21 protein-coding genes are annotated in these 23,084 nt (G+C 72.1%); 17 read left to right on the top strand and 4 right to left on the bottom strand.

Annotation, left to right across the window (positions count from 1 at the left end; translation table 11 throughout):
• Positions 1 to 7: 7 nt before the first annotated feature.
• Positions 8 to 397, bottom strand: coding sequence for an ATP-binding protein (locus ACWEJ6_RS22755; RefSeq protein WP_452425963.1), 390 nt, complete (start codon positions 395 to 397; stop codon positions 8 to 10).
• Positions 390 to 1,226, bottom strand: coding sequence for an MEDS domain-containing protein (locus tag ACWEJ6_RS22750; protein WP_452425961.1), 837 nt, complete (start codon positions 1,224 to 1,226; stop codon positions 390 to 392). The genes ACWEJ6_RS22755 and ACWEJ6_RS22750 overlap by 8 nt, the downstream gene beginning before the upstream one ends.
• Before the next feature lie 133 nt (positions 1,227 to 1,359).
• On the opposite strand from ACWEJ6_RS22750, the gene ACWEJ6_RS22745 reads away from it, so the two are divergent.
• The 9 genes from ACWEJ6_RS22745 (at position 1,360) to trpA (ending at position 7,810) form a co-directional block, all read left to right on the top strand.
• On the top strand, positions 1,360 to 1,743 hold the full coding sequence (locus tag ACWEJ6_RS22745; RefSeq protein ID WP_387666526.1) for an STAS domain-containing protein: 384 nt from the start codon (positions 1,360 to 1,362) through the stop codon (positions 1,741 to 1,743).
• Between the two features lie 8 nt (positions 1,744 to 1,751).
• Positions 1,752 to 2,087: a phosphoribosyl-AMP cyclohydrolase gene (gene hisI / locus ACWEJ6_RS22740; protein WP_358293877.1), complete on the top strand. Its 336-nt coding sequence runs from the start codon at positions 1,752 to 1,754 to the stop codon at positions 2,085 to 2,087.
• An 11-nt stretch (positions 2,088 to 2,098) separates the two neighbouring features.
• On the top strand, positions 2,099 to 2,749 hold the full coding sequence (locus ACWEJ6_RS22735) for a TIGR02234 family membrane protein (RefSeq protein WP_358293875.1): 651 nt from the start codon (positions 2,099 to 2,101) through the stop codon (positions 2,747 to 2,749).
• 107 nt (positions 2,750 to 2,856) lie between these two features.
• Positions 2,857 to 3,558, top strand: a complete 702-nt coding sequence (locus tag ACWEJ6_RS22730; protein ID WP_364331303.1) for a DUF4190 domain-containing protein — start codon at positions 2,857 to 2,859, stop codon at positions 3,556 to 3,558.
• 144 nt (positions 3,559 to 3,702) lie between these two features.
• Positions 3,703 to 4,275, top strand: a complete 573-nt coding sequence (locus ACWEJ6_RS22725; protein ID WP_357968152.1) for a CD225/dispanin family protein — start codon at positions 3,703 to 3,705, stop codon at positions 4,273 to 4,275.
• 20 nt (positions 4,276 to 4,295) lie between these two features.
• Positions 4,296 to 4,727, top strand: coding sequence for a DUF2752 domain-containing protein (locus tag ACWEJ6_RS22720; protein WP_387666536.1), 432 nt, complete (start codon positions 4,296 to 4,298; stop codon positions 4,725 to 4,727).
• A 119-nt stretch (positions 4,728 to 4,846) separates the two neighbouring features.
• Complete coding sequence (gene trpC / locus ACWEJ6_RS22715; protein WP_125630391.1) at positions 4,847 to 5,686, top strand: indole-3-glycerol phosphate synthase TrpC; 840 nt, start codon at positions 4,847 to 4,849, stop codon at positions 5,684 to 5,686.
• A 20-nt stretch (positions 5,687 to 5,706) separates the two neighbouring features.
• Entirely contained in the window at positions 5,707 to 6,930 is a 1,224-nt protein-coding gene (gene trpB, locus ACWEJ6_RS22710) for a tryptophan synthase subunit beta (protein WP_452425976.1), read from the top strand.
• Positions 6,931 to 7,015: 85 nt separating this feature from the next.
• Positions 7,016 to 7,810 (top strand): tryptophan synthase subunit alpha, encoded by a 795-nt coding sequence (gene trpA, locus ACWEJ6_RS22705; RefSeq protein ID WP_452425956.1) that lies wholly within the window; start codon positions 7,016 to 7,018, stop codon positions 7,808 to 7,810.
• Between the two features lie 82 nt (positions 7,811 to 7,892).
• Here the strand turns inward: trpA and ACWEJ6_RS22700 are convergent, their stop codons facing one another.
• Entirely contained in the window at positions 7,893 to 9,620 is a 1,728-nt protein-coding gene (locus tag ACWEJ6_RS22700; protein ID WP_452425954.1) for a glycoside hydrolase family 35 protein, read from the bottom strand.
• Between the two features lie 106 nt (positions 9,621 to 9,726).
• Between ACWEJ6_RS22700 and ACWEJ6_RS22695 the strand changes: the two genes are divergently transcribed.
• From ACWEJ6_RS22695 to ACWEJ6_RS22665, 7 genes are all read left to right on the top strand, one after another.
• The gene (locus ACWEJ6_RS22695) at positions 9,727 to 10,566 is read left to right on the top strand and encodes a helix-turn-helix transcriptional regulator (protein WP_387666542.1); all 840 of its coding nucleotides are present in this window, start codon (positions 9,727 to 9,729) and stop codon (positions 10,564 to 10,566) included.
• A 144-nt stretch (positions 10,567 to 10,710) separates the two neighbouring features.
• Complete coding sequence (locus ACWEJ6_RS22690) at positions 10,711 to 11,220, top strand: MauE/DoxX family redox-associated membrane protein (protein WP_358293865.1); 510 nt, start codon at positions 10,711 to 10,713, stop codon at positions 11,218 to 11,220.
• Entirely contained in the window at positions 11,192 to 11,956 is a 765-nt protein-coding gene (locus tag ACWEJ6_RS22685; RefSeq protein ID WP_387666545.1) for a DsbA family protein, read from the top strand. The genes ACWEJ6_RS22690 and ACWEJ6_RS22685 overlap by 29 nt, the downstream gene beginning before the upstream one ends.
• Positions 11,957 to 11,983: 27 nt before the next feature.
• The gene (lgt, locus tag ACWEJ6_RS22680) at positions 11,984 to 12,988 is read left to right on the top strand and encodes a prolipoprotein diacylglyceryl transferase (protein WP_452425951.1); all 1,005 of its coding nucleotides are present in this window, start codon (positions 11,984 to 11,986) and stop codon (positions 12,986 to 12,988) included.
• Entirely contained in the window at positions 12,985 to 13,689 is a 705-nt protein-coding gene (locus ACWEJ6_RS22675; RefSeq protein ID WP_387666550.1) for a VIT1/CCC1 transporter family protein, read from the top strand. The genes lgt and ACWEJ6_RS22675 overlap by 4 nt, the downstream gene beginning before the upstream one ends.
• Before the next feature lie 1,091 nt (positions 13,690 to 14,780).
• Positions 14,781 to 15,788 (top strand): hypothetical protein, encoded by a 1,008-nt coding sequence (locus ACWEJ6_RS22670; protein ID WP_387666552.1) that lies wholly within the window; start codon positions 14,781 to 14,783, stop codon positions 15,786 to 15,788.
• Between the two features lie 133 nt (positions 15,789 to 15,921).
• Positions 15,922 to 16,512: a hypothetical protein gene (locus ACWEJ6_RS22665; RefSeq protein ID WP_452425948.1), complete on the top strand. Its 591-nt coding sequence runs from the start codon at positions 15,922 to 15,924 to the stop codon at positions 16,510 to 16,512.
• A gap of 192 nt (positions 16,513 to 16,704) precedes the next feature.
• Here ACWEJ6_RS22665 and ACWEJ6_RS22660 read toward each other — a convergent pair whose 3' ends face one another.
• Positions 16,705 to 18,264, bottom strand: a complete 1,560-nt coding sequence (locus ACWEJ6_RS22660) for a bis-aminopropyl spermidine synthase family protein (protein WP_452425946.1) — start codon at positions 18,262 to 18,264, stop codon at positions 16,705 to 16,707.
• Between the two features lie 314 nt (positions 18,265 to 18,578).
• Between ACWEJ6_RS22660 and gltB the strand changes: the two genes are divergently transcribed.
• Positions 18,579 to 23,084: a glutamate synthase large subunit gene (gene gltB, locus ACWEJ6_RS22655; RefSeq protein WP_452425944.1), complete on the top strand. Its 4,506-nt coding sequence runs from the start codon at positions 18,579 to 18,581 to the stop codon at positions 23,082 to 23,084.

Here is a 23,084-nt window from a genome sequence, read left to right as displayed (position 1 = left end):
CGCGTCCCTAGTCGAGGGCGGCGGCGAACGTCACGCTCGTGCCCGCGGGGCCGGACACGATCGTGATGTGGTCGCACAACATCCGGGTCAGCCACAGCCCCCGCCCGCGGAACTCCAGCCCCGCGGGCGGGCGCGCCTCGCTCATCCAGCCGGGCGGCAGCCCCGGGCCCTGGTCGGTGACCTCGCACCACAGCCGTCCCTCGCCCGACCACAACCGCAGTCGCCCCTGGCCGCCGCCGTGCAGGACCGCGTTGGTGGTGATCTCGTTGACCGCCAGCACGAAGTCCTCCAGCCGCCGGCCGCTCAGCCCCTCGTAGGCGGCCTGCTCGGCCACGGCCCTGCGCAGGAACGTGATGCGCCCGCGGGCGAAGGTCGCGCGCAGCACCTGCCTACCCATCGCCCACCCGGCGGACGACGACGTGCGTGTCGGCCCTGACCAGCCGGAGCACCCGGGCCACCCGCTCGGCGCAGACGACCACGGTCGAGCCGTACGGCCTGGCCGCGGCCGTGACGGTCAGCAGCCGGGCCGATCCGGCGTCGATGAAGTCGAGGTGGGAGGCGTCGATCACGACCTGCCCCGGCTCCTTCTGCAGCGGCGACAACACCGAGCCGAACGCCGGCCTGTTGGTCAGGTCGACGTCGCCCCATACCCGCAGACCCGGCGGCGAGGAGGTGCTGGCGAAGCGCAGCAGGGCCTGCTCGGGCGCGATGGGGTGCACCGCGGTGGCCCGCTCGATGGCGTCGAGGGGGAACAGCTCGCGGTCGTACTGGCACACCGCGGCCAGCCAGCGCTCGCCGAACAGCTCGTTGGCGGTGGCCTCGAACGCCGCCTGGGCCTGCGCGTCGCGCGCTCCCCAGGAGGCGTCGATCAGCGCGTAGACGCCGTGCTGGCCGTGCCTGCGCGCCCGGTGGTGGGCGTCGGCCAGGGAGTGCAGCAGGCGGTCGGGGTCGAGGCGGCCGTCGGTGAAGTGCGTGTCGGCGCAGGAGAGGATCTCCACCTGCCCGGCCGCCTCGGCGTCGTCGAACCCCGGGACGAGCGGCGCCAGCCAGCCCCGGGTGCGCTCAGGGGTCTCCGCATGGGTGATGATCACCACCTTGGTCCGGCGGCGCAGCCCGTTGAGTGTGAACTGCCTGGTCGTCGTCATGCGCTCCCGCTCGCCCTCGAACGGCAGGCAGACGTGGTCCCCCAGATCCGGGTCGAGGACCGAACCCGCGACGTGCACCACGATGTGTCCTCCCTAGCACGCGTCGCCTAGAAATTACCGTGATGCCCGCGATCACGTAGCGCGTTCTCGGCAAAACACACCGTCACCCGTTCCCGCCGGTGTACGTTTTCGGCGGGGCCGCCCAGGAAGGGTCATGAAAGGCATGGGCGTGGACGTACTGGAGACGACGCACAGCAGGCACGGGGACATCGTGGTGGTCGCCCTCGCGGGCGAGGTCGACGTGGACAACGTCGCCCGGGTCAGGAGGTGCCTCGACGAGGCGATGGCGGCCGACGGCACGCGGCTGGTGGTCGACCTGACCGGGCTGACCTTCATCGACACCACCGGGCTCGGGGTCCTGGTGCGCCAGCTCGCCGCGTTGCGCGACAGGGACGGCACCATGGCGCTGGTGGCCTCCGACGGCCAGGTGCTGCGGCGGCTGCGCAGGACGAACCTGGCTTCCCTGTTCCCCATCCATGACACCTTGTCGCAGGCGCTGGCCCAGCCGGAGGCGGGAGCACGGGGGAGGGCTGGTTGAATGGCACCATGTCCCTCGACCCCGAGATCGCCGCACGGCTGAAGCGCAACGCGGACGGTCTCGTGCCCGCCATCGCCCAGCAGCACGACACCGGCGAAGTGCTCATGATGGCCTGGATGAACGACGAGGCGCTGCACCTCACGCTCACCACCGGCCGGGCCACCTACTGGTCGCGCAGCCGCGACCGGCTGTGGGTCAAGGGCGACACCTCCGGGCACGTCCAGCACGTCAAGAGCGTGGCCCTCGACTGCGACGGCGACACCATCCTGCTCAAGGTCGACCAGGTCGGCGCCGCGTGCCACACCGGCGACCGCACCTGCTTCGACGCCGGTCTGCTCGGTTAGCGGCTCCCGGCATGACGTCTGGTGAGGTTTCCGGCAAGGGCTCCGGGAACGGGCGGCGCGAGTTGTGGGCGTGGCTGGCGCTGACCGTCCTGGGGAGCTGCCTGGTGCTGCTGGCGGCCGGTCAGGTCTGGGTGCGGGTGCTCGGCGCGCAGGCCGCCGACGCGGTCGCGCCGACCGGCGGCGACCTGAGCCCCGTGCTCTCGCCGCTGGCGCTGGCGGGGCTGGCGGGCGTGGTGGCCGTGCTGGCGACCAAGGGCGCCGGGCGCCGGGTCGTCGGCGCGCTGGTCGCGCTCTGCGGCGCGGGCGCGGCGGCGGGCACGTGGGCGGGGCTGGCCTCGGCCACCGTGACCGGCTGGCTGCGCGAGCACAACGCGGTCCGCGCGGTGGCCGGCCTGCCCTGGGAGCCGGTGCCGGGCTGGCCGGTCGTGGCCGGGCTCGGCGCGTTGCTGCTCCTGGCCGGCGGCGTGCTGGCCGCGGTGCGCGGCGGCAGGTGGGCGGGCATGTCGTCGCGCTACGACAGGGCCGCTGACGCGACGGACGAGCGGGCGGGCGACAGGCCGGGCGCGGTCGCGGCCACGGCCCGCAGGGGTCATGAGGACCGCGAGTTGTGGGACGCCCTCGACCGCGGCGACGACCCCACGGAGTCCCCGGAACCCCGCTGAGGTCGGTAGTTACGAAATCTCCACGGTTCTGAACCTCTGTCTGCTTGGCAAACGTTTTCTCAATAAGCTGCCGTTGCAACTCGCCAAAAGACAAGAGGAGCCAGCTCATGAGCTACGGGGACCAGGGCGGCAGCGGGGGTCACGGCGCGCAGCCCCCCGGCGGAGGTTACGGCCAGCAGCCGCCCACCGGCGGCGGCTACGGCCAGGGCCCGGCCTACGGCCAGCAGCCCCAGAGCGGCGGCTACGGCCAGCAGCCCCAGCACGGCGGGGGTTACGGCCAGCAGCCGCAGAGCGGTGGCGGTTACGGCCAGCAGCCGCAGAGTGGCGGCGGCTACAACCAGCAGCCGCCCAGCGGCGGCGGTTACGGCTACAACCAGCAGCCGCCGAGCTACCCCCAGGAGCCTTTGGGTTACGGCCAGCAGCCGCAGCCCCCGAGCGGCGGCTACGCCCAGCCGGGCTACGGCCAGCAGAATTACGGGCAGCAGGGCTACGGCCAGCCCGGCTACGGCCAGTACGGCGCCCCGCAGCAGCCCCGCTCCACCAACGGCATGGCGGTGGCCTCGCTCATCCTGGGCATCGTCGGCCTGGTCACCTGCGGCGCGACCAGCATCGTCGGCGTCGTCCTCGGCCACATCGCGCTCAACCGCATCAAGCGCACGGGGGAGGAGGGCCAGGGCATGGCGATGGGCGGCCTGGTGACCTCCTACATCATGGTCGTGCTGTTCGTGCTGTTCTGGATCTTCTTCGGCGGGTTCTGGCTGACCCTGATCGGCATCGGCTCGGCGGCCTCCGTCAGCGACTACTCGTGAACGGGCGGGGCGCAGCGTGACGCCCCGCTTGCGGTGTGATTACGAATTGTCCGCAACGTGGGCGTTAGTCCACGTAGGGAATGCTTTATCGCTAGGCTGCCGCGCGCAACTCGCTTCACGCTGACGACATGAGGAGTCACGAGCATGAGTTACGGAAACCAGGGCGACGGCGGTTACGGCGCCCAGCCGCCCGGCGGCGGTTACGGGCAGCAGCCGCCGAGCGGTGGTGGCGGCTACGGCCAGCAGCCGCCCAGCGGCGGCGGTTACGGCGGCGGCTACGGCCAGCAGCCCCCGAGTGGCGGCGGCTATGGTGAGCAGCCCCCCGGTGGCGGCTACGGCCAGCAGCCCCCGAGCGGTGGCGGCTACGGCCAGCCCCCTGGCGGCGGTTACGGGCAGCCGCCCGGTGGCTACCCCGGTGGCGGTTACGGCCCCGGCGGCGGCGGCACCCCGCCGGACAACCAGCTGGTCCCGGCGATCCTCACCACCCTGTTCTGCTGCCTGCCCCTCGGCATCGTGGCGATCGTGAAGTCGTCGCAGGTCAACTCCAAGTGGCAGGTCGGCGACATCCAGGGCGCCATGCAGGCGGCCGAGGAGGCCAAGACCTGGTGGAAGCGCAGCCTGATCTTCGGCGCCATCGCCATCGTCCTGCTCATCATCTTCTACGTGGTGGTGTTCGTGCTGCTCGCCGCCTCGACGAGCAGCTACGGCTCGTACTGACGGACTGGGATACTGACGGCATGGACATCGCAACAACCGGGCGGCGGGGGACGGGGCGGCTGAAGGGCCTGCTCGCGCCGCTCGGTGTTGCGGCCGCGGCGGGGGCCGTGTTCGGCGTGGTCGGCGTGGTCGACCCCAACCAGCCCGGCCACTACCCGACCTGCCCGTTCCTGTGGGTCACCGGCCTCTACTGCCCGGGCTGCGGCACGCTGCGCACGATCCACGCGCTGGCCCACCTCGACCCGCTGGCCGCCCTGGGGCTCAATCCGCTGGCCGTCGCCATGATCCCGTTCCTGCTGTTCTGGTGGGGCCGGTGGGTCGTACGGGCGTGGCAGGGCAGGCCGCGGCGCACCACTTTGGCCCATCCGGCGTGGCTGTGGGCCTTCCTCGGGGTCGTGATGGTCTACTGGGTCGTCCGAAACCTCCCCTTCGGGGCGTTCCTCGCGCCGTAGTACGGGCCCTGTGGCGAGGTGACCCCGGTGGGGCCGATACCATCGCAGGACAAGGCCGAGAGCGGACGCGAGGCGAACTCTCTGCCACCCCCACTGTCAACCGGAGGGACCCCAAGCGCGTGAGTGAGCGGACGGAAGGACCGAGTGTCCTCGACGACATCCTCGAAGGGGTGCGCGCCGATCTCGCCGCACGTCAGCAGGCCGTGTCGATCGACGAGCTCAAGCGGCGAGCCGAGCGGGCCCAGGGGCCCAGAGACGCGATGGCCGCCCTCGGGGGTGACAGGATCTCGGTGATCGCCGAGGTCAAGCGGTCGAGCCCGTCCAAGGGCGCGCTCGCCGCCATCGCCGACCCCGCCGCGCTCGCGGCCGACTACGAGGCCGGCGGCGCCCACGTGATCAGCGTGCTGACCGAGCGGCGCAAGTTCGGCGGCAGCCTGGAGGACCTGGCGGCCGTCCGCGCCCGCGTCGACATCCCCATCCTGCGTAAAGATTTCATCCTCACCTCCTACCAGCTCTGGGAGGCCCGGGCCCACGGCGCCGACCTGGCGCTGCTGATGGTCGTCTGCCTGGAGCAGGAGGCGCTGGTGTCGCTGATCGAGCGGGCCGAGTCCATCGGGCTCACCCCGCTGGTCGAGGTGCACACCGAGGAGGAGCTGGAGCGGGCGGTCGCCGCCGGGGCGCGGGTCATCGGGGTCAACGCGCGTAATTTGAAGACTCTTGAGGTCGACCGCGACGTCTTCGCGAAGCTGGCGCCGAAGATCCCGGATAATGTGATCAAGATCGCCGAGTCGGGCGTGCGCGGCCCGCACGACCTGCTCGCCTACGCCAGGGGTGGCGCCGACGCCGTCCTGGTGGGGGAGAGCCTGGTCACCGGCAAGGATCCGCGCAAGGCCGTGGAGGCGCTGGTGACCGCCGGCGCTCACCCGTCGACGCGCCCCGACCACTCAGCAGAGGGATAGCAGTGGCTAACGAAGGCTCCATCCTCAGCGCCGCCGACCTGGCCGGCGGCGCGGCGTACGGCAACGACCCCGACCTGCACGGCAAGTTCGGCATCTTCGGCGGCCGCTACGTGCCCGAGGCGCTGATCCCCGCGCTCGACGAGGTGGCCGCCGTCTACGACAAGGCCAAGACCGACCCCGAGTTCCTGCGCGAGTTCGACCACCTGCTGCGCACCTACGCCGGCCGGCCGACCACGCTGACCGACGTCGCGCGCTTCAGCCAGGAGGCCGGCGGCGCGCGCATCGTGCTCAAGCGGGAAGACCTCACCCACACCGGCGCCCACAAGATCAACAACGTGCTCGGCCAGGCGCTGCTGACCAGGCGCCTGGGCAAGAAGCGGGTGATCGCCGAGACCGGCGCAGGCCAGCACGGCGTGGCCACGGCCACCGCGGCCGCCCTGCTCGGCCTGGAGTGCGTCATCTACATGGGCGCGGTCGACTGCGAGCGCCAGGCGCTCAACGTGGCCCGGATGAAGCTGCTCGGCGCCACCGTGGTGCCCGTCCACAACGGCTCCAAGACGCTGAAGGACGCCATCAACGAGGCGTTCCGCGACTGGGTGACCAACGTCGACACCACCCACTACCTGTTCGGCACCGTCGCCGGGCCCCACCCGTTCCCCGAGATCGTGCGCGACTTCGCCCGCATCATCGGCGTCGAGGCCCGTCGCCAGATGCTGGAGCTGACCGACGGGCTGCCCGACGCGGTGTGCGCGGCGGTCGGCGGCGGCAGCAACGCCATCGGCATCTTCCACGCCTTCATCGGCGACGAGGGCGTGGCCCTGCACGGCTACGAGGCGGCCGGCCACGGCCTGGAGAGCGGCGAGCACGCGCTCACCCTCACCGCCGGCTCGGTGGGCGTGCTCCACGGCTCGCGCACGTACGTGCTCCAGGACGACGAGGGCCAGACGATCGAGTCCCACTCGATCTCGGCCGGCCTCGACTACCCGGGCGTCGGCCCCGAGCACGCCTGGCTGAAGGACTCCGGCCGCGCCACCTACCACGGCGTCACCGACGACGAGGCCATGGCGGCGTTCTCGCTGCTGGCCAGGACCGAGGGCATCATCCCGGCCATCGAGTCCTCCCACGCGCTGGCGGGCGCGCTGAAGCTGGGCCGCGAGCTCGGCCCCGACTCGACGATCCTGGTCAACCTGTCCGGGCGCGGCGACAAGGACATGGGCACCGCCATGAAGTACTTCAACCTCTGACGCCCCCGGCAGCGCGGCGCGGGTGACCGGACGACGGCCTGCGGCAGGGCATCATGGTGGGACTCGACCTTCGAAACGGACAGACATGACGACTCTTCAGACGGTTTTCGCCAAGGCGAAGGCGGACAACCGGGCCGCGCTCGTCGGCTACCTGCCTGCCGGCTTCCCGTCCAAGGACGGCGCGATCGCCGCCGCCGCGGCCCTGGTCGAGGCGGGCTGCGACGTCATCGAGATCGGCCTGCCCTACTCCGACCCGCTCATGGACGGGCCGACGATCCAGGACGCGGTGCACCGCTCGCTGCTCAACGGCACCCGCATCGCCGACGTGATGCGCACCGTCGAGGGGGTCGCCGCCACGGGGGCCGCCACGCTCGTCATGACGTACTGGAACCCGATCGACCGCTACGGCGCCGACCGGTTCGCCCGTGACCTGGCCAACGCGGGCGGCGTGGGCACGATCACGCCCGACCTGACGCCGGAGGAGTCCGAGCCGTGGCGCACCGCCTCGGCCGACGCGGGCATCGACACGGTGTTCCTGGTGGCGCCCAGCTCCACGGAGGAGCGCATCAAGGCCGTGGTCGACTGCTGCACCGGCTTCGTCTACGCCGCCTCGCTGATGGGCGTCACAGGCGCCAGGGAGAGCGTGAACTCGGCGGCCGAGGGCCTGGTCAAGCGCACCCGCGCGCACACCGACCTGCCCGTCTGCGTGGGCCTGGGCGTCGGCACGGGCGCGCAGGCGGCCGAGGTGGCCCGCTACGCCGACGGCGTGATCGTGGGGTCGGCGTTCATCCGCCGCATCCTCGACGCGCCCGACGAGGCCGCCGGGCGCGAGTCGATCATGGCGCTGGCCGGCGACATGGCCCGCGGCGTGCGCCGCTGAGCCCTCTGCGGGCTGTCCCGATCATCACGAAGGCGCGTCCCCCGAGCGGGGGCGCGCCTTTCGTCATGTCGTGCCGCGGGGGTCAGCCCAGGTCGGGCTCCGCGCGCAGTTCCAGGGCCGGGCCCACCTGGTCCAGCTCCAGGACGACGATCTCGTTCGTCCCGGCGCTCAGCAGCGGGGCCGGGACGTAGAGGGTGCGCTGCGGGCCGCGGTCCCAGTAGCGGCCCAGGCAGAAGCCGTTCACCCAGACATACCCCTTGCCCCAGCCGGGCAGCGCGAGGAACGTGTCGGCGGGCTCGTCCACCTCCAGGATGAACCGGAAGAACGACCTGGGCCCGGCCTGCGAGCCGTCGGCGAACGGCACCGCGGAGACGTCCTGCAGCGGGATCGGCCGCGCGCTCCACCCGTTCAGGTACTGCTGGTGGTGCAGGACGCCGCCGGTCAGGCCCTTGCTCTCGCCGGTCAGCGGCCCGTAGTTCGTCCGTCCCATCGACTCCACCAGCAGCTCCACCGTGGCGGGGCCGGACACCGTCACCTCCGGCTCCTCGGCGTCGCGCTCGAACACCCCGGCGAGCCGGCCGTCCACGAACACGTGCGCCCGGTCGCGCAGCCCGGGCAGCCGCAGCCGGTACGCGCCGCGCGGCCCCGGCACCTCCGTCCGGTACAGCACCAGCCCGTGCTCCAGCCCCAGCTCCTCGAACGACGGCGGCACCGGCGCGCTCGTCCCCGGCCCCGCCACCGCCTCCAGCGCGTCGCCCAGCGACACCGACTGGACCGGCCGCAACGTCGCCGGCGGCAGCACGGCCGGGACCGGCGGCACCGCAGGCGGCTCGCCCGCGTACCGCGACAACACCTCGCGGAAGCGCCAGAACTTCTCGGTGGGCGCCCCGCGCTCGTCGATCGGCGCGTCGTAGTCGTAGGAGGTGACGGTCGGCCGCCAGTCGCCCATCGCCCGCTCGCCGGCCTGGTTGGCGCCCGCCCAGGTGCCGAAGTTGGTGCCGCCGTGCGCCATGTACAGGTTCACCGACGCGCCAAGCTCAAGGATGCGCTCCAGGACGGCGGCCGCGTCACCGGCGTCCCTGGTCATGTGCTTGTGGCCCCAGTGGTCGAACCAGCCGCACCAGAACTCCATGCAGAACGGCGGGTCGTCCGGCCGGTGCTCGCGCAGCGCGGCGAACGCCCGGTCGGGGTCGGAGCCGAAGTTCACCGTGGCCAGCACGCCCGGCAGGGTGCCGCCGGTCAGGTACCAGTCGGCCGGGCCGTCGGAGGTGAACAGGGGCACCTCGACGCCCCTGGCCGTCAGGCCGTCGGCCAGGTGGCGCAGGTAGGCCAGGTCGCTGCCGTAGGAGCCGTACTCGTTCTCCACCTGGACCATGATCACGTTGCCGCCGCGGGTCACCTGCCGCTCGACGACCTGCGGGAGCAGCCGGTCGAAGTAGCGGTCCACGTGGCCCAGGTACTCGGGGTCGCAGGTCCTGATCCGGCCGGTGAGCCAGGCGGGCAGGCCGCCGTTGTCCCATTCGGCGCAGATGTAGGGGCCCGGCCGGACGATCGCCAGCAGCCCCTCCTCGGCCGCCGCGTCCAGGAACGCGCCCAGCTCCTCCATCCGGCGGAACTCGCCCATGCGCGGTTCGTGCAGGTTCCACGGCACGTACGTCTCGACGGTGTTCAGCCCCATCGCCCGCAGCATCGCCAGCCGGTGCCGCCACTGCCCGGGATGCACCCGGAAGTAGTGCATGGCGCCCGACAACACCCTGAACTCGGCACCGTCGAGCCGGAACACTCCGTTCTCGACCGAGAAAATACCCATAACTGTTCCTCCGATAGGATTTCGCGCCCCGCAACCCTGCCAAGACCGCAGGTCAACGGCCATGGACAAACCCAGACAACCTGTTGGACTCACCCGCGGAGACCGGATGACCCCGCCCTACGACAAGTGGATGCAGTACCTGACCCCCGGGCCCGCCCATCGCGGGCTCGGTCTGGTGTGCCTCGGCGTCGGGCGGCAGGAGGGGCGGCTGCCCACGGTCGGGCCGCGCACCCTGCAGCACCACGTGGCCGTCCTGGTGACCGCGGGCCGCGGCTGGTTCTCCCAGGGGGAGGGGCCCGTCGTCGACGTCGTCGCGCCCGCCGTCATCTGGCTCCTGCCCGGCGTACGCCACCACTACGCGCCCGACGAGGCCGGCTGGGACGAGTGGTTCGTCGACTTCACCGGCCCCGCCGCCACCGCCTACCAGGACCTCGGCTTCGTGGACGCCGGCAACCCGGTCACCCCGCTCACCACGGCGGAACCGGCCGCCCACGCCATCGGCCGCATCGCCCAGGCGTGCCGCAGGGGCGGCCCGTACCTGGAGGTGGAGACCTCGGCCATCGTGCACGAGGTCCTGGTCGCCCTCAGGCGCAGCCGCGCCGACGAGGACCCCTACGGCGACCCGGTGCTGGCCGGGCTGGCCAGGGACGCGTGCCTGCCGGTGCCGGTCGCCGAGCACGCCAGGCGCCTCGGCATGCCGCTGACCGAGCTGCGCCGCGCGGTGCGCCGGCTGGCCGGGTGCAGCCCCAAGGACTACGTGCTGTCCATCAGGCTCAACCGGGCCAAGGACCTGCTGGCCACGACGGACCTGCCGGTCGCCGCCGTGGCCCGGCGCGTCGGCTACGACGACCCGGCCTATTTCACCAGGTTGTTCACCCGCCGCGCCGGTCTGCCGCCGAGCGAATTCCGGGCGCAGCAGTATCGTGGACTTCCTACCATTTCATGAACGGGACTCTGCCTTAGCCGACGCTTATCCCGAGCGTGATCAGATGATGTCCCGGTACTGTGCGCATTCCCGGCGCAGAGAAAGAGGAGATCACCCGTGGCCGCGTCACAACCGTCACACAACGGCAGATCGGCGATACCCTGGGTGACGACCGTCGCCCGGCTGATCCTGGGGGGCGTGCTGATCGCGGCGGGGGCGCTGAAGATCGGCAATCCGTCCGACTCCGTGGTCGCGGTCAAGGCGTACCAGCTGCTGCCCGAGTCGATCGCCGAGATGGTGGGCTATGTCCTGCCGATCCTGGAGATCGTCGTCGGCGTGCTGCTGGTCGTCGGTCTGCTGACCAGGGTGGCAGCGGTGATCGCCGCGCTGCTCATGTTCGCCTTCGTGTTCGGCATCGCCTGGGCCTGGGCGCACGGCCTGCGGATCGACTGCGGCTGCTTCGGCGGTGGCGGCCAGCTGGAGACAGGACAGGAGCCGGCCTACCTGCTCGACATCCTGCGCGACTTCGGCCTGGTGCTGCTCGGCGCATGGACGGCCCGCTTCCCGCCGGGACGGTTCGCCCTCGACGGGGCGCTCGGACTGGCGGGTGCCGTGGAGGACACAGGTGACGAAGAGGAGATCGAGGATGAGCAAAGCGCAGCGCACCAAGTCTGACGGGAACATGTCGGCGCGCGAGAAGATCCGGGAGCAGCAGGCGGCGGCCCGCGCCCAGGAGAAGCGCAAGAAGCTGGTGACCTACACCACGGCGGCCGTGGTCGCGGTGGCCGCGGTCGGCCTCGGCGCGTGGTGGTCGATCAGCTCCTCCAAGTCGGAGCAGGCCGGGGCCGACCTCGCGCCGATCACCCTGCAGCCCGACGGCAGCGCCGTGATGGCCAAGGCGGGCGTGACGCAGCCGGTGGTCGACATCTACGAGGACTTCCAGTGCCCGGTCTGCAAGGAGCTGGAGCGGGTCAGCGGTTCGACCTTCAAGAACCTGGCCGCCGAGGGCAAGGCCAAGGTCGTCTTCCACCCGATCACGATCTTCTCCAGGGAGCCGACGAAGGGCAACTCCGTACGCGCGGCGGCGGCCGCCCGCTGCGTCGCCGACGGCAAGCAGTGGATGGCCTTCCACGACCTGATCTACAAGAACCAGCCGGCCGAGACCGTCGAGGGGTTCAAGACCGACCAGCTCGTCGAGTGGGGCAAGGAGGCCGGGGTCACCTCGCCCGATTTCGAGAGTTGCGTCACGTCCCAGAAGCACGCTCCCGCCGTGCTGACCGACAGTTCGAAGATCATGTCGGCGCAGTCGATCGAGGGCACGCCCACCGTGAAGCTCAACGGCACCAGCATCGGCGAGGCGGCGTTCTCGCCGCAGCAACTTCGCGATGCGGTCACGAAGGCCGCCAAGTAGCCGCAGGCTGCGCTACCCTCACCTGACATGCCCCTAGCCTCGATTCCCAGCCCTTCCCAGGGGGTCTGGTATCTCGGAATCATCCCGATCCGGGCCTATGCCCTGTGCATCGTGCTCGGCGTCGTCGTCGCCGTCTGGCTGAGCGAGCGGCGCTGGGTCGCCCGCGGCGGCCAGAAGGGGACGATCATCGACATCGCCGTCCCCGCGGTGATCTTCGGTCTGATCGGCGGCCGGCTCTACCACGTCATCACCGACTGGCAGACCTACTTCGGCAGCCGTGCGATCAAGGAGCCGTACCAGGCCCTGTTCATCTGGGAGGGCGGGCTCGGCATCTGGGGCGCGATCGCGCTCGGCGGCGTCGGCGTGTGGTGGGCCGTGCGCAAGCGCGGCATCTCCATGAGCGCCGTCGCCGACACGGTCGCGCCGGGCATCGCCTTCGCACAGGCCATCGGCCGCTGGGGCAACTGGTTCAACCAGGAGCTCTACGGCGGCCCGACCACGCTGCCGTGGGGCCTGGAGATCGACGTCGACCACGGCGGCGAGCCGGGCGTGCTGTACCACCCGACCTTCCTGTACGAGTCACTGTGGGACGTCGCGCTCGGCTTCCTGCTCATCCTGGCGGGCAAGCGGTTCGCGCTGCGGCACGGGCGGCTGTTCGCCCTCTACGTCGCCGGGTACACGCTGGGCCGCTTCTGGATCGAGGGCCTGCGCATCGACCCGGTCGGCGGGGTCGACCACGCGGTGACCTTCCTCAGCCTGCGGCTCAACCAGTGGACGTCCATCGTGCTGTTCGTCGGCGCGCTGGTCTACCTCTGGCTGACCAGGAACAAGGACACCGAGGAGCGGGTCGTGCCGCTCGACCTGGCGGTCGATCCGGCGCACGAGAGCGGCCAGGCCGATCCCGGCTCGTCCGACGCGCCGGCCGCCGTGGCCGCCGAGCCCGTCGAGCCCGGCGAACCGGCTGAGCCCGCCGAACCCTCCGACACCGACGCGGACGACGATGCCGCGACGAAGGAGAAGAACCCGCGATGACCGGCGGCGCGGAGATCCACCATCGCCATCGCGACGTCAGCGGGGGCTGGTTGCGGCCCTCGGTGTTCGGCGCGATGGACGGCCTGGTGTCGAACTTCGCGCTCATCGCCGGTGTCGCGGGCGGCACCGCCACCACCAAGGTCGTCGCCCTCAGCGGCGTGGCCGGGCTGGCCGCCGGGGCCCTGTCCATGGCGGGCGGCGAGTACGTCTCCGTGGCCAGCCAGCGCGAACTGGCCCAGGCCGAGATCGCCGTGGAGCAGCGGGAGCTCGCCGGCAACCCGGAGGCGGAGCTGGCCGAGCTGGCTCAGTCGTTCGTGGACAAGGGGGTGGAGCCCGACCTCGCCGCGGCGGTGGCCGGGCAGATCTCCCGCAATCCCGAGCGGGCCCTTGAGATCCACACCCAGAACGAGCTGGGTGTCGTACCCGGCGCGCTGCCCTCGCCGAAGGTGGCGGCGGTGTCGTCGTTCCTGTCGTTCAGTGTGGGGGCGGTGCTGCCGCTCCTGCCGTACCTGTTCGGAGTCGAGGGGCTTACCTTGTCGGCCGTGGTGTCGTGCGCGGCGTTGTTCGGGGCGGGCGCGCTGGTGTCCGCCGTGACGGCGCGCAGCTGGTGGTACTCGGGGTTGCGTCAGCTCGTGGTGGGCGCGGTGGCCGCGGGGATCACGTACGGGCTGGGCAACCTGATCGGGGCGTCAGGACTGTGAGATCGGGACGACGCTCCGGCGACTCCGCCGACCCCTCCGGCACCGGCCCCAACACTCCGGGCACCGACGGCGCTTCCGGCGGGTATGGCGGTTCTCCTGGCACCTATGACGCTTCCGGCCGTTCCGGTGGTGGTCCTGGGGCTTATGACGGTTCCGGTCGTTCCGGTGGTGGTCCTGGGGCCTATGACGCTTCCGGTCGTTCCGGCGGTGCTCCTGGCGCGCCCGGCGCTGCTGGCGGGGCCGGGGGCGGCGGGCGAGCCGGTGGTTCGCGTGGCGGGCGTGGCGCGGGGTCCGGGAGGGCTCGTCGCCGTTCCGCTGCTCGCGCCGCTGAGGCCGCGGCCCCCGAGCAGCCGGCGACCGGTGGCGACGGCGGACAGGACCTCTGGGCGGCCCGCCGCGCCGCCCGCCCCCCACAGCCCGCCGACGCGGGCTGGGCCGCCCGCCCACCCGTCCCCCAGGGGCCCGACGCTTCCTGGCCCTCTCAACCCGCCCCTCAGAACTCCGACGCACAGTGGGCGGCTCGTTCCGGGTCACCGGGCTCGAACGCGCAGTGGCCCGCTGGTCACGCCGCCTCTCAGGGCTCGAACGCGCAGTGGCCTGCTGGTTCCGGCTCCCAGGGGTCCGACGCGCAGTGGCCTGCTGGTTCCGCCGCCTCACAGGGCTCGAACGCCCAGTGGCCTGCTGGTTCCGGCTCGCAGGGCACGGACGCGCAGTGGCCCGCCGGCTCCGGCGCGCAGGGGTCGGACGCGCAGTGGGCGGCTCGTGGTGATGTGCAGGGGTCCGACGCTCAGTGGGCGGCTCGTGGTGAGCGGAGTGACGGTCATCGGCCCGCGTCCCCGGCTTCCGATGCCGGATGGGCCGCGCAGCCCGCCGCGCCGGAGGCGTCCACGCCCGCCGACGACGCCGACGCACCGCGCGGCAGACGTTCCCAGCGGGGCAGACGTTCCCAGGCAGCCGCGGAGTCCGGCCGGGGCAGGCGTGCCCAGGAGGGCGGAGAGGCGTCCCGGGGGAGACGCGCCCACGACGGTGGGGAGACGGCTCGCGGGAGGAGGCGGGCGCCGGACAACGACGACTCCGTCTGGGCCGCGAGCATGGACGACCTGGCGGAGGCCGCCCGTACGGGCCGTCGCAGCACGGCCACCGACGGCGGCGAGCAGTCCCGTCCGGGACGCCGGAGCGCCCCCGCGGACGGTGGCGGGCCCGACGACGCAGCCGAGGGCTTCGCCGCGTTCGGGGCGTCGGGATCGTCCGCGGAGTCCGGAAGGACCGGGGAGTCCGCCGAGTTCCCGACCGGCTCCGGGTCACGCAAACGGCGCCGCACACCGCGCTCCGACTGGCAGTTCCCGGTGCTCACCGAATGGGGCCTGCGTCCGGAGCAGCAGCGGCTGATCGTCATCATCGCCACGGTCATCGGCGTCGTCGCGGGCGCGACGGGGCTGGTGGCGGTCGTCGGCTCGCTCGGCGACTACGCCCCCGAGCGGGAGGCCAGCGCCGCCGTCCTCGGCCCGGACGCCGCCATGCCCATGTCCTACCAGGGCTGGAGCTCGCCCAAGCTGTTCGCGGCCCTGGCCGACCGGGCCAAGGACAGCCGGGAGCTCACCGACAAGGAGGTGTTCGGGCAGAGCGAGCTCGCGGTCTCCAAGAAGCTCACGCTCAAGCTCGCCGCCAAGCGCATCGACGCCGACTGCTCGGCCGCCCTGTGGGGCACGGCCCTGCTGGAGAAGGTGGCCGACGCCGACTGCCTCCAGGCGGCCCGCGGCCTGTACGTCAGCTCCGACGGTCGCTACGTCGGCCAGTACACGTTGCTCAACCTCAAGGACGGCCAGTCGGCCGGCGACCTGGTCGAATCCCTCAAGACGCTCTACCGGGGCGGCTGGGCACGGCCGTTGACCTCGTCGAAGGCGGCCTTCCCGGCGGGCGGCTACTCCGAGGGCGGCGGCTACGCGCTCGGCCACTACGTCGGCCTCGTCTGGCTCGGCAAGACCGACGGCCTCGACCCCACCGCCCGGGACGACTTCGTCTCCGTCACCCTGGCCCTGCGCGGCGCCGAGAAGTCCGTCTACCGCCGCGTCGTCGCGATCACAGGCCCGGCCTCGTGACGTCGCCTCGGGCGGCCGCGATCAAGGGAGCGGCCCTGATGACCCACGTCGGAGGTGCGGTCGTGCTGTCCCGCGTCGGGGGTGCCGCTCTGCTGTCCCGCGTCGGGGTGGGGTTCGCGGAGGCGGGTGCGTGATGTCCCGTCGTGTGGTCGTGGTGGCGGGGGTGGCCGTGGGGGTGCTGGCGGTCGCCGTGGCCGGGTGGTTGTGGCTGCGTTCGGGGGAGCCGCGGCCGGCCGCCTTCCGGGGCGAGCCCACCTCGGCCTTCTACGCGGCCGTCGACTCCCGTCAGGCCGACGCCGCGCCGCTGACCGCGCAGGAGGTCTTCACCGCTGAGACGCAGACGCTCGGCGCGCTGCGGCGGGTCTCCACGCAGGAGCACGACGACTGCGACGAGGTGTTGTGGGGAGCGTCGGCGTCCGGGTGCACGCAGGTGCTGGCGGCGGCGTACGAGGGCGACGGGCTGGCCGGGCAGTTCGCCATCTTCAACCTGCCCGACGGGCGCGCGGCCGACGCCCTGGTGGCGGCCCTGGGCAAGGACGGCTTCGTCCGGCAGGACGCCGCGTTCGACGCCGCCCGCAGCCGTGCGCAGGCGCGGGCCATGGGCCACTACGTGACGGTCAGCTGGGCGGGTGGCACGGTCTCCGCCGACGGCCTGGTCACGGCCCTGGTCGCCCTCGACGGCCTCGGCCGCGTGGTCCAGAACCGCATCCTCGCCGCCACCTGACCACCCACCTCCCACCCGGCCACCTGCCCGCTCGAAGGGGGCCGCGGTCGCCTGCCCGCTCGAAGGGGGGTGCGGTCGCTCGCTGCTCCGACAGTTGCCGCGGGTTCCCGGCTGGTCGCTTGCTGCTCGGAGGGTTGCGGTCGTCTGGCGGTTCGGCCGTCCTGCCGCCGCCTACTCACAACGCCGCTCCCGTCAGACGCCTTGCGCGGAGTCAGGGGTTGTGGTGGTGAGGGCGGTGACGGTGGTGGCGACGGCGGCGGGGAGATCGGCCAGGCGGTGGAGGGGGGCTTCCAGCGGGGTCAGCTCGTCGGACCAGGGAGCCGTCTGGCGGATGAGGGTGCGGGCCTCGTTCTTGGTGAGCGCCGTGCCCTGGTCGCGGGCCACCGCGATGAGGGCCTCCCGCCAGGTGTTGGCGAGTTTGGCGTGGCCGTTGTCGAGGATCCTGCGCAGCACCGCGTCGGCCGATCCGGCGGGTTGCGGGCGGCGTACGGCGTCGAGCGCCCCGCCCGTCCGGCGGAACTCGTAGACGCCGGACAGCGCCTCGGGCAGCGACGGCAGGTCGGCCCCCCACACGCGCACGTGCCCGGCGCGGGTGGCGAGCAGCACGCGGGGAAGCGCCGCCGCCAGCCCCGGCGGCAGCGCGACGGCCACCCGCTCGACGGCCGCCGCGTACGGCTTGGCCAGCCAGGTCGCCAGCCGCACCCGGGGCTGGGGCAGCTCCTTGGGCCACTCGCCCACCAGCAGGTCAGCCTCGAACCCGGCCAGATCGGACGCCGGGGCCGCCGCCGGGACCGACTCGACCGACTGGGGGCCCTGGGTGTAGATGGCCGTGGCCTGGCGGCCCAGCCGGGCGTTGACCGCCGGGCGGGTCTTGGTCGTGGGACGCAGCAGGTAGAGGTCGGCCGCCGAGCCGATCGCCTCCGCCCCGAAATAGCGATTGAAATCCGGATAGATCGCCTCGTAGGCGAGGTTGAGCTCCGACAACGCCTGCTGGACCTTGAAGGCCAGCATCGGCGTACGCTCGCTGGCCCCGTACGCCACCAGCACCCGCCCGTCGTCCTTCAGCCCCTCCACGGCGCGCGCCGCGAACAGCCCGATCCCCTCCGGCGTGTACGGCGGGTCGGTGAACGCCAGGTCGTGCTCCCGCGCCGAGGCCGGCAGCCCGAGCCGCAGGTCGGCCCAGCGCGTGCGGACCCCGAGCCCCTGCTCGTCGATGTAGGCCAGGATGCGCTCGTCGACGTCGACCACCGTGACGTCGGTCTCGGGATGGACCAGCTTGACGGCCAGCGAGGTCAGGTCGTGGTCGCCGACGCACAGCAGCCGCGCCCCGGGCAGCCAGAACCGCGCCCCGAGCAGCAGCGCGCGCCGCAGGGCCGTCTCGGGGGTCGCCGAGACGTGGTCGAGCACGTGACGGGCCCGCGGCGCGCCCGCGACCAGCGCGGTCAGGCGTTCGAGCACGCCGGGGTAGTGGGGGAGCAGGTGGGCCACCGGGTCTTCGGGCGGCGGCGCCATGGCCAGCAGGTCCTGGTAGGCGGGCGTGTCGCCGGGCGGCACCCGGAACGTCTCGCCCGAGCGCTCCAGGCGCACCTCGCGCAGCAGGGCCTCGACGGTCCGCCTGGAGGTGGCGGTCTCCCTCACCAGGCCGGCCAGGGACCACCACTGGCCGTCGCACAGGAGGGTGAGGGCGTGCCGCAGCCGCCTGCCGTCGACGCCCGCCTCGGCGAGCAGGCGCTCCACGCCGTCACGATCCATGCGCCAACCCTATCGAGGGGCGGGCCCGGCTCCGGCCGCCCGCCGGGGAGGGCCGGGCTCGTCCGCAAGGAGCTTTCCGGGGCTCGTGAGGGCCATGGGACAACAGGGGCGTGACCTGGGAATTCTGATGGCCGGGTCCGGGGTTTGGGATGGGGAGTTCGGATGCTGGAACCGTGCGCAATGTTCGCAATGCGGACGTGGCGGGCACCATTCCGGCATCGTGCGGTAATCTCTACCCACGATATGCAGCAGGGCCAACGTCGTCCCCGCCTGTAGAGCAGTTCTTGACAGACGAAGACGACGGGAGGGATTCAATGCCTGCTGCCCACCTCGGATTCCCCGAGCCTCAGGGCCTCTACCACCCCGCCAACGAGCATGATGCCTGCGGTGTCGCCATGGTCGCCGACGTCGCCGGACGCCGTGGGCACTCGATCGTGGTCAAGGCGTTGACGGCGCTGTGCAATCTCGACCACAGGGGAGCCAAGGGTAGCGAGCCGGACACCGGCGACGGAGCCGGGATCCTGACGCAGATCCCCGATGGGTTCTACCGCGCGAGCGTGCCGTTCGCGCTGCCCGAGGCCGGCGCGTACGCGACCGGCATCGCCTTCCTGCCGGCCGACGAGCAGGCCAGGGCCGTCGCCGTCGGCCTGATCGAGGAGATCGCGGCCGAGGAGGGCCTCACGGTGCTGGGCTGGCGGGACGTCCCCGTCGACCGCGCCCTGCCGGGCCCGAGCGCCCGCGCCGTCATGCCGCACTTCGCCCAGCTCTTCGTGTCGAGCCCCGGCGGCGAGCAGGGCCTCGACCTCGACCGGCTGGCCTTCTGCCTGCGCAAGCGGTCCGAGCACGAGGCGGACGTCTACTTCCCCTCGCTGTCGGCCCGCACGGTGGTCTACAAGGGGATGCTCACGCCCGACCAGGTGGAGCCGTTCTTCCCCGACCTGAGCGACGAGCGTTACGAGAGCGCGATCGCGCTGGTGCACTCGCGCTTCTCCACCAACACCTTCCCGAGCTGGCCGCTGGCCCACCCCTACCGGTACGTGGCGCACAACGGCGAGATCAACACGGTCAAGGGCAACCGCAACTGGATGCGGGCCCGCGAGGCGATGCTGGCATCGGCCCACATCCCGGGCGACATCTCGCGGCTCTTCCCGATCTGCGACCCCGACGGCAGCGACACCGCCAGCTTCGACGAGGCCCTGGAGCTGCTGCACATCGGCGGCCGGAGCCTGCCGCACGCGGTGCTGATGATGATCCCCGAGGCGTGGGAGAACCACACCGAGATGGATCCGGCGCGCCGCGCCTTCTACGAGTTCCACTCCTCCCTGATGGAGGCGTGGGACGGCCCGGCCTCGATCACGTTCACCGACGGCACCCTGGCCGGGGCCGTGCTGGACCGCAACGGGCTGCGTCCCGGGCGGTTCTGGGTGACCGCCGACGGGCTGGTCGTGCTGGCCTCGGAGGCCGGCGTGCTGGACTTCAAGCCCGAGGACGTCGTCCGCAAGGGCCGCCTGCAGCCGGGCCGCATGTTCCTCATCGACACCGCCCGCGGCAAGATCATCGAGGACGACGAGATCAAGGCCGAGCTGGCCGCCGCGCACCCGTACGAGGAGTGGCTGCACGCCGGGCTGGTCAGGTTCGAGGAGCTGCCCGCGCGGCAGCGGGAGATCCCCACGCACGAGGCGCTGGTCAAGCGGCAGCAGACCTTCGGCTACACCGAGGAAGAACTGCGCATCATCCTGTCGCCGATGGCCAGGTCCGGTGCCGAGCCGATCGGCTCGATGGGCACCGACACGCCGGTCGCGGTGCTGAGCGAGAAGCCGCGGCTGCTGTTCGACTACTTCACGCAGCTGTTCGCCCAGGTCACCAACCCGCCCCTGGACGCCATCCGGGAGGAGCTGGTCACCTCGCTGGCCAGCGTGCTCGGCCCCGAGGGCAACCTGCTCGACCCGGGCCCCACCTCCTGCCGCCAGCTCGTGCTGCCGTACCCGGTGATCGACAACGACGAGCTCGCCAAGATCATCCACATCAACGACGAGCACGACCTGCCGGGCTTCCACCCGCACGTCATCAGCGGCCTGTACGAGGTCGCCGGCGGCGGCCAGGCGCTGCTCGGCCGCCTTGAGGAGATCAGGGCCGAGGCGTCCAGGGCCATCGCCAACGGCGCGCGCATCATCGTGCTGTCCGACCGCGGCTCCTCCGACACGCTCGCCCCGATCCCGTCGTTGCTGCTCACCGGCGCGGTGCACCACCACCTGATCCAGGAGAAGACCCGGACCAAGATCGGTCTCGTCATCGAGACCGGCGAGGCCCGCGAGTGCCACCACATGGCGCTGCTCATCGGCTACGGCGCCGGCGCGGTCAACCCGTACCTGGCGATCGAGACCGTCGAGGACCTGGTCGACACCGGTGTGCTGCAGATCGGCAAGCACAAGGCGGTGCGCAACCTGATCAAGGCGTACGGCAAGGGCGTCATCAAGGTCATGTCCAAGATGGGCGTGTCCACGGTGGCCTCCTACACCGGCGCGCAGATCTTCGAGGCGCTCGGCCTGAGCCAGGAGGTCATCGACGCCTGCTTCACCGGCACGACGTCCCGCCTGGGCGGCGTCGGCTTCGACGTGCTGGCCGAGGAGACCGCCCAGCGCCACCGCCACGCCTACCCGCGGGCGGAGAACGCCCACCGCAGGCTCCAGGTCGGCGGCGAGTACCAGTGGCGGCGCGAGGGCGAGCCGCACCTGTTCAACCCCGAGACCGTCTTCAAGCTGCAGCACGCCACCCGCACCCGCCGCTACGAGATCTTCAAGGAGTACACGAGCCTCGTGGACTCCCAGGCCGAGCGGCTGATGACCCTGCGCGGCCTGTTCAAGCTGCGCAAGGGCCAGTCGATCCCGATCGACGAGGTCGAGCCGGTCGAGAGCATCGTCAAGCGCTTCTCGACGGGCGCGATGTCGTACGGCTCGATCTCGATGGAGGCGCACGAGACGCTCGCCATCGCGATGAACCGGCTCGGCGGCAAGTCCAACACCGGCGAGGGCGGCGAGGACCCCGAGCGCCTGTACGACGCCACCCGCAGGTCGGCGATCAAGCAGGTCGCCTCCGGCCGGTTCGGCGTCACCAGCGAATACCTGGTCAACGCGGCCGATCTGCAGATCAAGATGGCTCAGGGGGCCAAGCCCGGCGAGGGCGGCCAGCTGCCCGGCCACAAGGTCTACCCGTGGATCGCCAAGACCCGCCACTCCACGCCCGGCGTCGGCCTCATCTCGCCGCCGCCGCACCACGACATCTACTCGATCGAGGACCTGGCCCAGCTCATCCACGACCTGAAGAACTCCAACCCGGAGGCCAGGGTCCACGTGAAGCTGGTCGCCGAGGTCGGCGTCGGCACGGTCGCGGCGGGGGTGTCCAAGGCGCACGCCGACGTGGTGCTCATCTCCGGCCACGACGGCGGCACCGGCGCCTCGCCGCTGACCTCGCTCAAGCACGCGGGCGCGCCCTGGGAGCTCGGCCTGGCCGAGACCCAGCAGACGCTGCTGCTGAACGACCTGCGCGACCGCATCGTCGTGCAGGTGGACGGCCAGCTCAAGACCGGCCGCGACGTCGTCATCGCCGCCCTGCTGGGCGCCGAGGAGTACGGCTTCGCCACCGCCCCGCTGGTCGTCTCCGGCTGCGTGATGATGCGGGTCTGCCACCTCGACACCTGCCCGGTGGGCGTGGCCACGCAGAACCCCGAGCTGCGCAAGCGCTTCAGCGGCAAGCCCGAGTTCGTGGTCAACTTCTTCGAGTTCATCGCCGAGGAGATCCGCGAGTACCTGGCCGAGCTGGGCTTCCGCTCGCTCGACGAGGCGATCGGGCACGTCGAGATGCTCGACACCACGGCCGCCGAGAACCACTGGAAGGCCGGCGGGCTCGACCTGTCGCCGATCCTGCACCAGCCCGACCTGCCCGCGGGCACGCCCAAGCGGCGCACCGTCGAGCAGGACCACGGCCTGGAGCACGCCCTCGACAACACCCTGATCCAGCTCGCCGAGGGCGCGCTCGACGACGGCACCCCGGTCACGATGGAACTGCCCATCCGCAACGTCAACCGCACGGTCGGCACGATGCTCGGCTACCAGGTGACCAAGCGGTACGGCGGCCAGGGCCTGCCCGAGAACACCATCGACATCGCCTTCACCGGCTCGGCGGGCAACTCCTTCGGCGCGTTCGTGCCCCGCGGGATCACGCTGCGGCTGACCGGCGACGCCAACGACTACCTCGGCAAGGGCCTGTCGGGCGGGCGGATCACCGTCCGGCCGCACGAGGAGGCGCCGCTCGACGGGCACATCATCGCCGGCAACGTCACCCTGTACGGCGCCACGTCCGGCGAGGTGTTCGTCCGCGGGGTGGTCGGCGAGCGGTTCTGCGTCCGCAACTCCGGGGCGACGGCGGTCGTCGAGGGCGTGGGCGACCACGGGTGCGAGTACATGACCGGCGGCCGGGTGGTCGTGCTCGGCGCGACCGGGCGCAACTTCGCGGCCGGCATGTCCGGCGGCGTGGCGTACCTGCTCGACCTGCGGCCCGAGCGGGTCAACCGGGAGATGGTCGCCATCGAGACGCTGACCGAGCAGGACGCGGAGTTCCTGAAGGAGACGGTCGAGAAGCACTTCGCCGAGACCGCGTCCCCGGTGGCCAAGCAGCTGCTGGCCGACTGGGACGCCGCGCTCGCCCGGTTCGGCAAGATCATGCCGACCGACTACAAGAGGGTGCTGGCGGCCGCCGAGGCCGCCCGCGCCGAAGGCAGGGACATCGACGAGGCCGTCATGGCGGCTGCGGTTCAGGGCTAG

Source organism: Nonomuraea sp. NPDC004702, assembly GCF_053601695.1.
This window is presented reverse-complemented; position numbering and strand designations above follow the sequence as displayed.

Bases quoted from the DNA above. Each gene is read 5' to 3' on its own strand.
- ACWEJ6_RS22660 (WP_452425946.1), bottom strand. From the start codon at position 18,264: ATGGATCGTGACGGCGTGGAGCGCCTGCTCGCCGAGGCGGGCGTCGAC.
- trpA (WP_452425956.1), top strand. From the start codon at position 7,016: ATGACGACTCTTCAGACGGTTTTCGCCAAGGCGAAGGCGGACAACCGG.
- gltB (WP_452425944.1), top strand. From the start codon at position 18,579: ATGCCTGCTGCCCACCTCGGATTCCCCGAGCCTCAGGGCCTCTACCAC.
- ACWEJ6_RS22665 (WP_452425948.1), top strand. From the start codon at position 15,922: ATGTCCCGTCGTGTGGTCGTGGTGGCGGGGGTGGCCGTGGGGGTGCTG.
- lgt (WP_452425951.1), top strand. From the start codon at position 11,984: ATGCCCCTAGCCTCGATTCCCAGCCCTTCCCAGGGGGTCTGGTATCTC.
- ACWEJ6_RS22720 (WP_387666536.1), top strand. From the start codon at position 4,296: ATGGACATCGCAACAACCGGGCGGCGGGGGACGGGGCGGCTGAAGGGC.
- ACWEJ6_RS22745 (WP_387666526.1), top strand. From the start codon at position 1,360: ATGAAAGGCATGGGCGTGGACGTACTGGAGACGACGCACAGCAGGCAC.
- ACWEJ6_RS22730 (WP_364331303.1), top strand. From the start codon at position 2,857: ATGAGCTACGGGGACCAGGGCGGCAGCGGGGGTCACGGCGCGCAGCCC.
- ACWEJ6_RS22735 (WP_358293875.1), top strand. From the start codon at position 2,099: ATGACGTCTGGTGAGGTTTCCGGCAAGGGCTCCGGGAACGGGCGGCGC.
- ACWEJ6_RS22755 (WP_452425963.1), bottom strand. From the start codon at position 397: ATGGGTAGGCAGGTGCTGCGCGCGACCTTCGCCCGCGGGCGCATCACG.
- ACWEJ6_RS22685 (WP_387666545.1), top strand. From the start codon at position 11,192: ATGAGCAAAGCGCAGCGCACCAAGTCTGACGGGAACATGTCGGCGCGC.
- hisI (WP_358293877.1), top strand. From the start codon at position 1,752: ATGTCCCTCGACCCCGAGATCGCCGCACGGCTGAAGCGCAACGCGGAC.
- ACWEJ6_RS22675 (WP_387666550.1), top strand. From the start codon at position 12,985: ATGACCGGCGGCGCGGAGATCCACCATCGCCATCGCGACGTCAGCGGG.
- ACWEJ6_RS22700 (WP_452425954.1), bottom strand. From the start codon at position 9,620: ATGGGTATTTTCTCGGTCGAGAACGGAGTGTTCCGGCTCGACGGTGCC.
- ACWEJ6_RS22695 (WP_387666542.1), top strand. From the start codon at position 9,727: ATGACCCCGCCCTACGACAAGTGGATGCAGTACCTGACCCCCGGGCCC.
- ACWEJ6_RS22725 (WP_357968152.1), top strand. From the start codon at position 3,703: ATGAGTTACGGAAACCAGGGCGACGGCGGTTACGGCGCCCAGCCGCCC.
- ACWEJ6_RS22670 (WP_387666552.1), top strand. From the start codon at position 14,781: ATGGACGACCTGGCGGAGGCCGCCCGTACGGGCCGTCGCAGCACGGCC.